General features: G+C 55.9%; 14 protein-coding genes. 10 read left to right on the top strand and 4 right to left on the bottom strand.

Features of this window, described 5'->3' with window-relative positions; all coding sequences use genetic code 11:
* Positions 1–318 precede the first annotated feature (318 nt).
* The 4 genes from T370_RS23365 to T370_RS0122405 form a co-directional block, all read right to left on the bottom strand.
* Positions 319–612 carry an ASCH domain-containing protein gene (locus T370_RS23365; RefSeq protein WP_248604307.1) on the bottom strand — a complete coding sequence of 98 codons (294 nt, stop codon included), beginning with the start codon at positions 610–612 and terminating at the stop codon, positions 319–321.
* A 46-nt stretch (positions 613–658) separates the two neighbouring features.
* A complete protein-coding gene (locus T370_RS0122425; protein WP_029437082.1) occupies positions 659–856 on the bottom strand; it encodes a hypothetical protein in 198 nt (65 codons plus the stop codon).
* A gap of 134 nt (positions 857–990) precedes the next feature.
* The gene (locus T370_RS23985; protein WP_051643954.1) at positions 991–1,854 is read right to left on the bottom strand and encodes a Rha family transcriptional regulator; all 864 of its coding nucleotides are present in this window, start codon (positions 1,852–1,854) and stop codon (positions 991–993) included.
* Positions 1,855–1,864: 10 nt separating this feature from the next.
* Positions 1,865–2,203: a hypothetical protein gene (locus T370_RS0122405; RefSeq protein ID WP_029437080.1), complete on the bottom strand. Its 339-nt coding sequence runs from the start codon at positions 2,201–2,203 to the stop codon at positions 1,865–1,867.
* Positions 2,204–2,372: 169 nt separating this feature from the next.
* Here T370_RS0122405 and T370_RS0122400 point away from each other — a divergent pair, with 169 nt between their 5' ends.
* The 10 genes from T370_RS0122400 to cas2e all read left to right on the top strand — a co-directional run bounded on the left by T370_RS0122400 (position 2,373) and on the right by cas2e (position 11,811).
* Entirely contained in the window at positions 2,373–2,606 is a 234-nt protein-coding gene (locus T370_RS0122400; RefSeq protein ID WP_029437079.1) for a helix-turn-helix domain-containing protein, read from the top strand.
* A gap of 13 nt (positions 2,607–2,619) precedes the next feature.
* Positions 2,620–3,369: an HNH endonuclease gene (locus tag T370_RS24725; protein WP_081847629.1), complete on the top strand. Its 750-nt coding sequence runs from the start codon at positions 2,620–2,622 to the stop codon at positions 3,367–3,369.
* A gap of 189 nt (positions 3,370–3,558) precedes the next feature.
* Positions 3,559–6,117 carry a CRISPR-associated helicase Cas3' gene (gene cas3, locus T370_RS25830; RefSeq protein WP_081847628.1) on the top strand — a complete coding sequence of 853 codons (2,559 nt, stop codon included), beginning with the start codon at positions 3,559–3,561 and terminating at the stop codon, positions 6,115–6,117.
* Positions 6,118–6,130: 13 nt separating this feature from the next.
* Positions 6,131–7,618 (top strand): type I-E CRISPR-associated protein Cse1/CasA, encoded by a 1,488-nt coding sequence (gene casA / locus T370_RS0122390; RefSeq protein WP_029437077.1) that lies wholly within the window; start codon positions 6,131–6,133, stop codon positions 7,616–7,618.
* A gap of 11 nt (positions 7,619–7,629) precedes the next feature.
* Positions 7,630–8,175: a type I-E CRISPR-associated protein Cse2/CasB gene (gene casB, locus T370_RS0122385; RefSeq protein WP_029437076.1), complete on the top strand. Its 546-nt coding sequence runs from the start codon at positions 7,630–7,632 to the stop codon at positions 8,173–8,175.
* Positions 8,172–8,780 carry a type I-E CRISPR-associated protein Cas6/Cse3/CasE gene (gene cas6e, locus T370_RS0122380; protein ID WP_051643952.1) on the top strand — a complete coding sequence of 203 codons (609 nt, stop codon included), beginning with the start codon at positions 8,172–8,174 and terminating at the stop codon, positions 8,778–8,780. Before casB ends, cas6e begins: the two co-directional genes overlap by 4 nt.
* 21 nt (positions 8,781–8,801) lie before the next feature.
* A complete protein-coding gene (gene cas7e, locus T370_RS0122375) occupies positions 8,802–9,878 on the top strand; it encodes a type I-E CRISPR-associated protein Cas7/Cse4/CasC (protein WP_029437074.1) in 1,077 nt (358 codons plus the stop codon).
* Positions 9,875–10,573, top strand: coding sequence for a type I-E CRISPR-associated protein Cas5/CasD (gene cas5e, locus T370_RS0122370; protein ID WP_029437073.1), 699 nt, complete (start codon positions 9,875–9,877; stop codon positions 10,571–10,573). Before cas7e ends, cas5e begins: the two co-directional genes overlap by 4 nt.
* A 52-nt stretch (positions 10,574–10,625) precedes the next feature.
* Positions 10,626–11,537: a type I-E CRISPR-associated endonuclease Cas1e gene (cas1e, locus tag T370_RS0122365; protein WP_051643951.1), complete on the top strand. Its 912-nt coding sequence runs from the start codon at positions 10,626–10,628 to the stop codon at positions 11,535–11,537.
* Positions 11,515–11,811 (top strand): type I-E CRISPR-associated endoribonuclease Cas2e, encoded by a 297-nt coding sequence (gene cas2e, locus T370_RS0122360; protein WP_029437071.1) that lies wholly within the window; start codon positions 11,515–11,517, stop codon positions 11,809–11,811. Before cas1e ends, cas2e begins: the two co-directional genes overlap by 23 nt.
* The last annotated feature ends 62 nt before the right edge of the window (positions 11,812–11,873 follow it).

Raw genomic sequence — 11,873 nt, 5'->3', positions numbered from 1 at the left:
AGGTTCATGATGATCGCAGACACGGTTCATCGTTTCGGCCAGATTCTGCCGAGCTTCCGAATAGGTAATGGCCTGAGACATGGTATCTCCTTTTTGTACAAAAATATGTACAAATAAGAGCCCCGTCAAGGGAAGACGAGCCTAAAAACCCTCCGTCCCTTCACCGCCTGACTCATGTGCAAAGCCCCCTTCCTTCCGGTCGGGGTTTTTCTTCAATCGTCCAAGACGTTCCTGTCATGCCATCCTGGGCACAACGTCAGTTCCGGGCCTCTCCAAGGCCACGGGGCAACGATGCCTTTGACGGGCACCGGCACGACCTCACGCGGGCTTACAAGCTCCCATGCGAAACCTCTCGTCCTCGTAATCCTCGCAGCACGCCGCAACGAGGTCTTTCCGCGTCATGGGGCGGCATCCCACTACATCCACAATGCCGAGGGCCACGCCTACGGGCAGACGTTTCCCGTTGTCCAGTTCGATGATCGCGCTTTTCGAGGCACAGATGACCAGAGGGCCGCGCCAGTTGAACGGTTTTGACCTCCATTCGATGGTCTTTTCCCCGATGACGATCTGCGACGCGAACGGCCGGCGCACTGACAAGGCTTTCATTTCCATAACTCACTCCGATGAGAAGCCGGGGGATCCACCCCGGCCTTGTCTGTTACCTGAACCATTCCGCCAGCCATGCCGGGGCCGTCACCAGCATGGGGCGCGGGCACTGCATGATCCGCGATTCCCCCGGTTCGGTCTCCACCCGGTAGCTTTCCCGTTTCTTCGGCGTCTTCGCCTTCTTCGGCTTCGGTTCCTTCTTCCTGATGCGCTCCGCAATCGTCCGGCGTGGCTTTTCCTGTTCCAACATTCCGTGCCCCTTATGTAAAAGCCCCCGTTTCCGGGGGCCATCCGTCTACATTCCCATTTCCCTGATGAGCATCGTCACGATGCCGAGCACATAGCCGCACATCCAGATTTCGAGACGGGTGAGCGGGGTCATGGCTACCACACCGTTTCCGCGATTTGGCGAAGTTCAAGGGCGTTGTTGAGCGCGTTGCGCGCCGCATCCACCATTGCGGCAGAAATCTGCACTTCACGCATCACGGCGTTATAAAACCGTGAGCAGTCCGCGCCGCGCAGAGGGTGCGTACCAAGACGCGCCTGTGAGAACTGCACATCGTGCATATTCAGCCTCGAAAGAATGGTATAGGCCGCTTCAATGCTCGCCGCGTATCGGTCATAACTTGCGAAGCGCGGCAAACTCCTCATATCGGGCAGGGCGGGCTCCGCAACCTTAAGTTCCAGCCCGATCAAATACTCCACAGCCTCGGCCATCCTCTCCGGCGGCAGTTGCGTGTACTTGGCGATCTCGAAGTGGCGGGCGAAGCGGCTCCACACTTCGCCGTAGCCCTTGCGCTGGTGCTCCTTCGGCAACATGCCGACCTTGGCGTCGACCAGTGCCTTGAGCTGCGCCTGTTGCGACGGGGCGAGGGCGTCGGCGGGCGGCAAGGCTCCTTCCCGCTGGCGCTGCAACTCGGTTTCCAGCGCGTTGAAGGCTTCGATGTAGGCCAGCTTGAAGCGCATGGCCTCGGGGCCTGTATAGCCCATCACCAAAAGAGTGAAGCCGTCCTTGAAGATGATGAACATGGGTAGAGAACGCCCGGTCTTATCCAAGTAGTTACTCGCCTCAAAATTGAGGGCAGTAAATCTTTTCGGGCAATTATCTATGATACTGCGAATATCGCGTACCACATTGTCGTGACGCTTACCGAAGATCTTCGCCACTTCCAAAGAGGTGGTGGCGGGGCGTCCATTGTGCAGCATAACCGAAGGCGCGGGCATGGGCATGAGTTCGCACTGTGACATGGCGCACCTCCTACATGCCCACGGCGGGGGTAAGGGTGGCGGGGTAGTCGACGCCCGGCAGAACGCCGAAGTCTTCGCGCGGGGCGGGTTCGGCCTCATAGCGGCGGGTCACGAGAACGACCGTCGCGCCCGTCCCGTCAGCGGCGAGTTCCGAAGCGAACTGTTCGGCGGCTCCGCTCTTCCAGTAAGAGCTAGAGACTTCTCCGTCATCCGAGCAGACGTAGTACTTGCCGGGCTTCATGGCGGCGAACGTAGCCTCGTAGAGCTTCACAAGGTTGCGAAGGCGGTTGTTGTCGGCAGTGAGACGATTGACGAGAGACTGAAGATCGGTGATTGTGGCTGTAGCCATGATTCATTCCCTGTTTGAGTGAGTTTCTGGTTAGGCCCTCGGCGGTGGTAACGACACCGCCGAGGGCTGTTTTTGTTATTGCCTTTCCGATGGCTTTGTTGTAACTAATTACCTCATACTCTGTCAACAAAAATTACTTAATTACAACAAAAGTATTTTAAGGTGTACAATGTTTAAAAGTAATATCAGAGAGTTAATGAATAAAAAAGGCATTACAATACGTGATTTATCTAGTCAAACAGAATTATCCACGCGTACAGTTCACCGCGCTACCCAAGACGACACCATCGGCGGTTGTCAGCTCAACACGCTGGCGAAGATCGCGGACGCCCTTGGGGTAAAGACGAAACGGCTGTATGAAGAGGTGGAAGGGCAAGAAGAGAACGAAGTGAAACCTTCCTAAAGGGAGAACATAAATGTCACCAGAACCAAGCATAGAAGAGTTTGCAGAAGTTTTTTTACACTCTCGCGCTATGAAAGGGCCACGTGCGAAAATTCTCAGAGCCCATTTTGATTCTCCCGACTATATAGCTACTATGAGTCAATTGGCCCAAAAGGTCGGATACCAAAATTTCAATGCAGCGAACCTCCAATATGGAAAATTAGCTAAACATCTGAGCAAAGAAATCCATTGGAATGAAAAAGAAACCAGCAAAGAATATATGTCTTGGATTTCTCTATTGGTTAAATTTAAAAAACCATCAGGAGGAGATTGGGAACTGATCTTGAAACCAAATGTTGTAGAAGCACTCAAAAAAATTGGATGGAAACAGGGATTGTTGCCTGTTTTCTCTTCCCGATCCGAGGCAGAAAATAATATTTTAGAGGAGCAAGAATCCTATTATGAAGGAAGTCGCAAGCTAATTTATTCGACAAGATATGAACGAGATCCCAATTTACGGAAACAAGTCATAAAATTAAAAGGAACAGCGTGCTCCTGCTGCGGTTTTGACTTTGAGCAAACATATGGGGAACTGGGCAAAGGATTTATTCACATACATCATACAAAACCATTATCTACATATGAAGGAGAAGAAGCTATCATTTCACCGGATGACTTAGTGCCTGTTTGTGCTAATTGCCATATGATAATTCATCGACAAAAGACATCCACGCTTTCTATTGAAGATCTGAAAAAGATATATGAATTCCATAAAGGCAAATAATATTGCTCTCTGGATATGGGCTTTCGCAGTGGTATAGTCAATAAATCACGGTCTTCCCCGCGTATCTGGGGGTGTTCCCACCGTCTTCTTTTCCGTTTGAGCATTTACTCAAAAAGAGTTATCATTAAACTACTATAGAAAAACTTTATGACGACATACTTCGACATCCCAAAGGGTTGAGGATAAAAGATGCTGCGAGCTCGCACAGCTAAAAAGGACTTCACAGCCTTACCCCTGACAGAGTGCCTCGCAAAAACATACCGAAATGCACATGGCGTAACAGCCGCGGGCCGCACGGTGCTTGACCATGCCCTCATTACGGGAGCGGTTGCGGCGCTCCTCTTGGAACGGCTGCCGAAATGCACATTGCCGTTTTATCCAGAAGGGGTGGATCGCATAGTTTCCGCTCATGATGTAGGCAAAGTGTGCCCTACGTTCCAGCACAAGATTCATCAGGCTGCCGGTTCCCTGGGTACCTTCCCTGAACTGGCGGACGCCGATCCCTCATTGGAGCAGGACTGGCGCGGGCACGCCTCCATCAGTTTCGCCGCGCTCAAGGCCGTACAGGGCAATGTATTCATTCCTCAGATCGTGGGCCGTCATCATGGCGTACCCCCCAAAGAAAGCTACACGGCTTCGTGCAACGCCTATGGCGGCGACGCATGGCAAAAACGGCGTGAGGAACTGCTCGCCCTCATCATGGGAGAACGAGGCTGGCCTGACGTGTCGTCAAAGACACAGGCATTGCTCCTGATGGGCCTGACCACGGTTGCGGACTGGATTGGTTCCGGGGAACTGTTCGACGAGCCGCAAAAGGACTGGGCTCCGCTTGTGCGGAAAGCTCTAGACCACGCGGGTTTTCTTCCCCTCTCCTTGCAAACGGGGCTTTCTTTTGAAGCGCTTTTCGGCTTTTCACCGAGAGAGGTGCAGCAAGCTTTCATTGATCAGGTTTCCGGGCCGGGCGTCTATATCCTTGAGGCCCCGATGGGGATGGGCAAAACCGAAGCAGCGTTGTATGCGGCCTATCGGATGTTGGAACAGGGCAAGGCCGGAGGGATTTACTTCGCGCTCCCCACGCAGTTGACCTCCAACAAAATCCATGACCGCGTTAACGCGTTCCTGTCTCGCATTCTCCTTCAGGACAGTCTCCAAGCCCCCCTCCTCCTGCATGGAAAGGCATGGCTCAAGACATTCTCCGAACAAGAAATGGGCGAGGACGCCGCTCCGGGCAAGCCGTGGTTCCAATCAGGCAAGCGCGGGCTTCTCGCTCCGTTCGCCGTAGGCACTATTGATCAGGCGCTCATGGCGGTGATCCGTGTCCGGCATTCAGCGGTACGGGCCTTCGGTCTTGCGGGAAAGGTCGTCATCATTGACGAAATCCACAGTTACGACACCTACACAGGGACAATCATTGATGAACTGGTCGCCCTGCTCCGGGAACTGAACTGCACGGTCATCATCCTGAGCGCAACGTTGACGCAGCCCCGCCGGGCCGCATTCCTTGGCACCCACCAGCCTGCCCGCACCGACTACCCTCTGATTACGGCGATTGACTCCCAGTCGGATCGGTTCATTGAAGTCCCCGGCGCGGACGAGAACGTCTTGAAGCTCGATAGAACAGTTACGCTTCACAGCGACAAGACGCAGGATGAGGCCCTCGAAGAAGCCCTTTTGCGTTCGGAAGGCGGACAACAGATCCTCTGGATCGAGAACACGGTCGCTGAGGCCCAAGCCATATACAAAGGACTGGCCGCCCGCGCCTCAGGCATGGACGTTGAAGTCGGCCTGCTACACTCCCGGTTCACGCCCGCCGACCGAGAACGGAACGAATCGCTGTGGACATCCCTGTATGGCGCGAAATCGGAAGCGCGGGGGGAAAAAGGGCGTATCCTCGTCGGGACGCAGGTACTGGAACAGTCGCTGGACATCGACGCCGATTTTCTGGTGACGCGCATCTGCCCTACCGACATGCTGTTCCAGCGTATGGGGCGTTTGTGGCGGCATGACGAAGGGCCGAGCCAAATGCGACGCCCTGCGGGGGCATGCCGCGAAGCATGGATACTCACTCCGGATCTGGAAGAAGCCCTGCAAAATCCCATGAAGGCTTTCGGCAAGACGGGATACGTCTATAGCCCATATGTCCTGTGCCGCACGCTCGAACAATGGGCGCAACGCCGTAGCGTTCGATTGCCGGACGACATCCGGCCAGTGCTCGAGGCCACCTATGCGGATAGGGACGAGACGGGTTCGCCCTTGGCGCTTGCGCTGCGGAAGCTGGAGGAGGACAAGCGGGCGTTGCGGAACCACGCCTACGACAGTACGGCTCAGTGGGGCAATACCGTTTCGGAAGAGACGGTTACGACCCGGGCGATGCAGCGGCCCGAAGCCGATGTGCTGCTTCTCCGTAGCCGAGGCATGAACGGAGGGCAGTGTCTGCTTGCCGACGGCTCGGAAGTGACGTTCCCGGCGCGATCTCCCGAATGGAGGGAACGGGCCCGGATTGCTTCCCGGTTGATGGCAAACATCGTCCGTGTGCCGGAAAATTGGTTGGAAAACGTCCACAGACCATCCGCCGACCTTTTGAACAGATTGTCGCCCTACTTGTATGTGGCGCCCAAGGATGGAGGGCGGCCTTCCCTGTACATCGCCGCACTCAGGGCCGACGGCACGCTTGAAGACGGGTTTGGAAACGATTTCGGCGGGAGTTACACCCCGGAATGGGGCTACGAACAAACAACGTCTTGCTGAAAAAGGGGGGAATGTGACGGAAAACAGATACAACCTGCTCGACGAGGCATGGATTCCCATCGCCGACATGGGCAAGGCGGGGCTCCTGCGCGTGTTCGGCGGCAGGGAGTGCCGGGCACTGGGCGGGACGGCCGTGCAAAAGATTGCGGTGCTGAAACTGCTCATCGCCATTGCCCAGGCAGCGGCCACGCCGCAGGATACCCAAGAATGGGCCGCAATGGGGCCGGATGGCCTCGGCGAACGGTGTACCGCGTATCTGAAGCTGTGGCGGAATGCCTTCTGGCTGTACGGCGACAAACCGTTCCTCCAGATGCCCGCCTGCTCCAAGGCCGAACTCAAGTCCTATGGAACCGCCATGCCGCAGGTCGCCTCGGGCAACACCACACTGCTCACGCAACTGCAACTGGAACCTGTCATGTCCGACGCCTCCCGCGCGTTGTTGCTGGTGGAACAGATGGGATTTGGCCTCGGCGGAAAGAAGACGGACAACAGCGTTATCCTCAGCAAGGGATACGCGAAAGGCAAGAGCGCAAAGCCCGGCCCTTCCGTATGCCATATGGGCTTGCTCCATTCTTTTCTTCTGGGGGATTCGATCCTTGAAACCGTCTGGCTGAACCTCCTCACGCGAGATATTATAGCCGACGCAAAGCAGTGGGAAGAAGGGCTCGGGACGGCCCCGTGGGAAAAGATGCCTGAGGGGGAGGATTGCCCCTCCGCGCGGGCTTTGAAAGCCAGCCTCATGGGGCGGCTTGTCCCACTCTCCCGTTTCTGTCTGCTGCGAGAAGACGGCCTCCACTACACCGAAGGCATCGTTCACCCTGACTATCAGGAACGGATGATTGATCCGTCCGCGGCAGCCGACAAGGCGAAAGCCAAAGTCAAAATGTTATGGGTAAACCCCGAAAAAAAGCCTTGGCGCCAGCTTACGGCCCTGTTGGCTTTTTTGGAATCCGATCACGGTAGCGGCTTTGAGTGCCTGAATCTGAAACAAGGCATCCGGCGTCTGGGCGACGGTCGTGTCAAACAGTTTGGAATCTGGAGCGGTGGGCTCAAAGTCAGCAGCAACGCCGGGGAACAGTACGTATCCGGGGGCGACGACTGCATCGAGTCCGAAACATGGCTGGAGGCCAAATTGCTCTCCGGCAATGATGACTGGTTTATCCTTTTTAAAAAGCAGATGGAACAACTGGAAAAAATGGGTACCGTCGTTTATGGGGCCACACGGGGGTATTTTTCGGACTTGAAAGCGCAAGGTGACGCCCATGCCGCCGAAGCGTCGGGCCTGTTCTGGCAACTGGTCGAGCCCACATTCCAAGAACTGATTCAGGCCTGTGATGGCGGCAAAGAACAACTTGCCAAGCTCATGGGAACGTATGCCGTTTTCGTCGGCACGGCCTTTGACGAATCCTGCCCGCACGGAACGGCGCGCCAGTTTGAAGCATGGGCCCGCCATCGGCCCGGTTTCGGGATGTTTTCACAGAAAACCCAATCCTCATCGTGAAGAGAGCTGTTATGGCTGAAACAAAGGAAAACTCCCTGAGCAAAGCGTTTGTCGGCTTCGTGCTCGAACGGGCGAGCGCCGCGCCCAAAATCAAGGACACGGGGTTTGTCGCCCGGATGAAACGGGCCGACAATCCCGATCTGGAATATCAGGTATGGAACATTTTACTGAAATTCAACGTAGATATTGAATTCGCCGCGCGGCGTCTGCCGTTCTGCCTTATCGGAGCCGCCTTGTGCCGAAGGCAACCGGAAAAGGACGGCATATTCGGCCTCGGCGCGTCGCTGAGGAGTTGCTTCGGCGATGACGAAGATCAGGGAAGCATACGTTTACGCCGCCTCCTCGCCTGTCAAACGACCGAAGAGGTATACCGTATTTTGCGCCCGATGCTTTCCCTCATCACGGTAAAGGCTACAAAACCTCTCTGTTTTGCTACATTGCTGGACGAACTCCTGTATTTTGAAAGCAATGGACAAGAGCGTATCAAAATGCGCTGGACCCGTGACTTCTACAGCCTTTCCAATGAACCGAAGGCTGCGGAAGGAGAGGCGTCATGATGTTCGCCAGCCGCTACAGGCTGTCGCCGCATGACGCCAAGGCCCTGCGGGTTACCGATACCTACTCCCTGCACAGGGTCGTTTACGGGCTCTTTGACGACGTGCGCGAGGGCGATCGGGAAAAAGGCAGCGGTATCCTGTTTGTCGATATGGGCGGGGACAAATACGGGAGGCAGCTTCTTATCCTGTCAGATCGGCAGCCCCGTGAGCCTGAATACGGGGAATTCGTCAGAACCGAGCCAATCCCCGAAGCCTTTTTCGGGTTTTCCGCATACCGTTTTGAAATCGTGGTCAATCCTGTAAAACGGGACAGCCGAACCCAAAAACGCACGCCTCTGTGCAACCGCGAAGATATCACGCGCTGGTTTCTGGAAAAGGCCCCCTCATGGGGCTTTGAGGTACAGGAATCCTCTTTTCAGGTCGCAGAGATCAATGCTGATGTTTTTTGGAAGGGGGAACAGAAAGTCACCCTGGGAAAAGCGCGGGTGACGGGAACCCTTACCGTTGTTGATAAAGAGCGTTTCACTCAAAGCGTCTGCCGGGGCATCGGCCACGGCAAAGCCTTTGGTTGCGGATTGCTTCAGGTCGCCCCCATCGTCTTTTAACCAGCAGCTCAAGGAATGAAGATGAATACACTCAAAGGAACCCATATTGAATTCCATATCCTCCAGTCTTTTCCTGTTTCCTGCCTGAACCGGGACGACGTGGGCGCCCCCAAGAGCGCAATGATCGGCGGGGTATCCCGTGCCCGCGTCAGCTCCCAGTGCTGGAAGCGTCATGTGCGGCTGGCCCTTCAGGATCTCGGCGTCAAAATCGGCGTGCGCACGAAACAGGTTGCCGGGATGCTCGCGGAAGCCTGTGAAACCAAGGGGGCCACACCGGAACAGGCAAAGGCGTTCGGTGAGGCCTGCGCCCCTCTGCTGGCTGAAGATACCCTGTATTTCTTCTCAAAAAATGAGGCGGAAGCCATCGCCGAATTCGCCGCGGCACAGGCCTTTGAACCTGAGTCCGCCGCCGTCAAAAAATCGGGAAAGACCGTATTGTCCCCGGAGTTGAGAAAGGCTCATAAAGCCCATTTCAATCCCGCCGTTGACGGGCTCGACATAGCCCTGTTCGGGCGCATGGTGGCGCAGGCCCCCGATCTCAACGTCCATGCCGCCGCCTCGTTTGCCCACGCCGTCTCCACACACCGCGTCGACAACGAAATCGAATTTTTCACGGCACTTGACGATCTCAAATCCGATGATGAAACGGGTTCCGCCCATATGGGAAGCCTTGAATACAACTCGGCCACCTATTACCGCTATATCAACCTCGATCTCGGCCAGCTCGCGGATTCGCTTGGCAATACGGGATTGGCCGATGCCGTGTCGGCTTTCATCAAGGCCTTGTACATCGCCGTCCCCTCCGCCCGGCAGACCACGCAAACCGGCATGCGCCCGTGGGACTATGCCCGCATCTACATCCGCAGGGGGCAAGGCATGCAGGCCAGCTTTGACGAGCCGGTAAGGGCAAAAGGGCAAGGGTTCCTCAAGCCGAGCATTGAGGCCCTTGAACTCCAACTCGCCAAGCAGGAGAAGCTGGCCGGCTCGCTGTTCGGCAAGGCCGCCGAATTCACGTTCGGCAAGGACGACTCCGTCAGCATCGACGATCTCGTCAACGGCGTAGCGGCGTTCGTGCGCCCGTATGAGGCGCAGGCATGACCGCCCTGCTCCTCTGGCTGGAGGCCCCCCTTCAGTCTTGGGGGGTCGATTCCCGCTTCGGAAGGCGCGATACGCTTCCCTTTCCTTCCCGCTCCGGCGTGCTCGGGCTCGTCTGCTGCGCTACGGGGCGCAACGGCGAACAGGAAGCGTGGCTTGCCGAGATGAAGGCATACACGCAGACCGTAGTGGCGTATTCACGGCTCGAAAACGGCAAGCCGGACATACAGCCCCTCCTCCGCGATTTCCAGATGGTGGGCAGCGGCTATGACGCTTCGGATCCGTGGCAGGATCTGCTCATCCCCAAGAAAACGGACGGGAAACGTCCGGTCGGTGCGGGAACGAAGATGACCTACCGTTATTACCTTCAGGATATGGCGTTCGCCTGCGCGCTGGATGTCCCGGAAGCGTATGCGGATGAAATCATCGCCGGGCTGCAAAACCCCGTATGGCCCATATGCCTTGGGCGGAGAAACTGCGTGCCCACGGACATCGTTTACCGTGGCCGTTTCGACTCGCAGGAAGAAGCATTGGCAGCCGCCGGGGAAATAGCGCAAGCCAAAAGGCGCGCGGAACGCTTCCGTGTGGCCCACGGGCGTGTTGAGGGCGGGGATGTGCTGACGCTGAATGACATCCCCATCGCCTTCGGCCTGCGCAAGCGATATGAGGACAGGCAAGTGACAATTCTGGAACAATGAAAAAGTGCCGCTGGGACTACTCCCGGCGGCACTTTCTGCAAGGGGGATAGAGATGCCGGAAGAAAAGGAGCCCACCACAGCTGAAGAGCCCAAAACTCTCCGCCGCTTGTTCATCCCGATCACACGGGAAACGCTTCCCCGCGTATCGGACAAGTACCCGTTTATCTATCTGGAAAGAGGACGGCTGGAAATTGACGACAGCAGCATCAAATGGATCGACGCGGACGGAAACAGAGTGCGTTTGCCCATAGCGACGATCAACGCCCTGCTTCTTGGCCCCGGTACGTCTGTAACCCATGAGGCTATCAAGATCGCCTCCGCCGCCAACTGTGCCATCTGCTGGGTTGGCGAGGACAGCCTGCTGTTTTACGCTTCAGGCGTCGTGCCTACTTCCAACACTCGCAACCTCCAACGTCAGGCGTGGCTCTCCACGGACAAAGATGCCTCACTTGCCGTCGCTAGGGCTTTCTTCGCCAAACGCTTTCCCGATGCGGAGCTTGAGGGCAAGACGTTGCAGGAAATGATGGGTATGGAAGGGCTGCGCGTCCGCAATTTCTACCTCGAAAAAGCCGAGCAATACAAAGTCGGCTGGAAGGGACGTGTTTTCACCCCCGGAAAATTCGAGTTGAGCGATCTGACGAACCAGATATTGACGTCCACCAATGCGGCCCTCTATGGCGTCTTATGTTCCTGTGTCCACAGCCTCGGCTATTCGCCGCACTTAGGCTTTATCCACTCAGGGAGCCCCCTGCCCTTTGTGTATGATCTCGCCGATCTTTACAAAGGGGAGCTCTGCGTTGATCTCGCTTTTTCCCTGACGCTCTCCCTCGCGGGCCGCTACAACAAGTACACCGTATCTGAAGCGTTCCGCAAACGTGTCCTCGAAATGAAGCTGCTGGAAAAAGTCGCCGAGGATATTGAGAGCCTGATAGGAGGGAAATGTGCTCGTCGTTATCGCAAATGATTTGCCTCCCGCCGTACGCGGGCGCATGAAACTCTGGTTTGTGGAACCTCGGCCTAACGTCTTCGTTTCAGGCATTAAAGATTCCGTTGCACGGCATGTGATCAACTACTTACTCGAAAAATGCCCTGAACAAAGTGGCCTCATGATCTTTCAAAGGATACCGAACCCACCGGGGTACAAGCTCTACGGCATGGGGGAACCAAAGCGCCAGCTCATCGAATTGTCAGGGCTGCAACTTGTGTCTGAAAAAGATGACGTTTCAATATTGTTTTGACGGCTCAATAAAAAAAGTGAATAATCTCTCAGTGTCTTCCCCACGCACGTGGGGGTGTTTCT

The organism is Bilophila wadsworthia ATCC 49260 (genome assembly GCF_000701705.1).
GTDB classification, from domain to species: Bacteria; Desulfobacterota; Desulfovibrionia; order Desulfovibrionales; family Desulfovibrionaceae; genus Bilophila; species Bilophila wadsworthia.
Note: the sequence above shows the minus strand (reverse complement) of the source record. Positions and strands in the feature narration are given on the sequence as shown.

Excerpts from the sequence above, each read along its gene's own strand:
- T370_RS23365 (WP_248604307.1), bottom strand. The coding sequence starts at position 612 with ATGGAAATGAAAGCCTTGTCAGTGCGCCGGCCGTTCGCGTCGCAGATC.
- T370_RS0122425 (WP_029437082.1), bottom strand. The coding sequence starts at position 856 with ATGTTGGAACAGGAAAAGCCACGCCGGACGATTGCGGAGCGCATCAGG.
- T370_RS23985 (WP_051643954.1), bottom strand. The coding sequence starts at position 1,854 with ATGTCACAGTGCGAACTCATGCCCATGCCCGCGCCTTCGGTTATGCTG.
- T370_RS0122405 (WP_029437080.1), bottom strand. The coding sequence starts at position 2,203 with ATGGCTACAGCCACAATCACCGATCTTCAGTCTCTCGTCAATCGTCTC.
- T370_RS0122400 (WP_029437079.1), top strand. The coding sequence starts at position 2,373 with ATGTTTAAAAGTAATATCAGAGAGTTAATGAATAAAAAAGGCATTACA.
- T370_RS24725 (WP_081847629.1), top strand. The coding sequence starts at position 2,620 with ATGTCACCAGAACCAAGCATAGAAGAGTTTGCAGAAGTTTTTTTACAC.
- cas3 (WP_081847628.1), top strand. The coding sequence starts at position 3,559 with ATGCTGCGAGCTCGCACAGCTAAAAAGGACTTCACAGCCTTACCCCTG.
- casB (WP_029437076.1), top strand. The coding sequence starts at position 7,630 with ATGGCTGAAACAAAGGAAAACTCCCTGAGCAAAGCGTTTGTCGGCTTC.
- cas6e (WP_051643952.1), top strand. The coding sequence starts at position 8,172 with ATGATGTTCGCCAGCCGCTACAGGCTGTCGCCGCATGACGCCAAGGCC.
- cas7e (WP_029437074.1), top strand. The coding sequence starts at position 8,802 with ATGAATACACTCAAAGGAACCCATATTGAATTCCATATCCTCCAGTCT.
- cas5e (WP_029437073.1), top strand. The coding sequence starts at position 9,875 with ATGACCGCCCTGCTCCTCTGGCTGGAGGCCCCCCTTCAGTCTTGGGGG.
- cas1e (WP_051643951.1), top strand. The coding sequence starts at position 10,626 with ATGCCGGAAGAAAAGGAGCCCACCACAGCTGAAGAGCCCAAAACTCTC.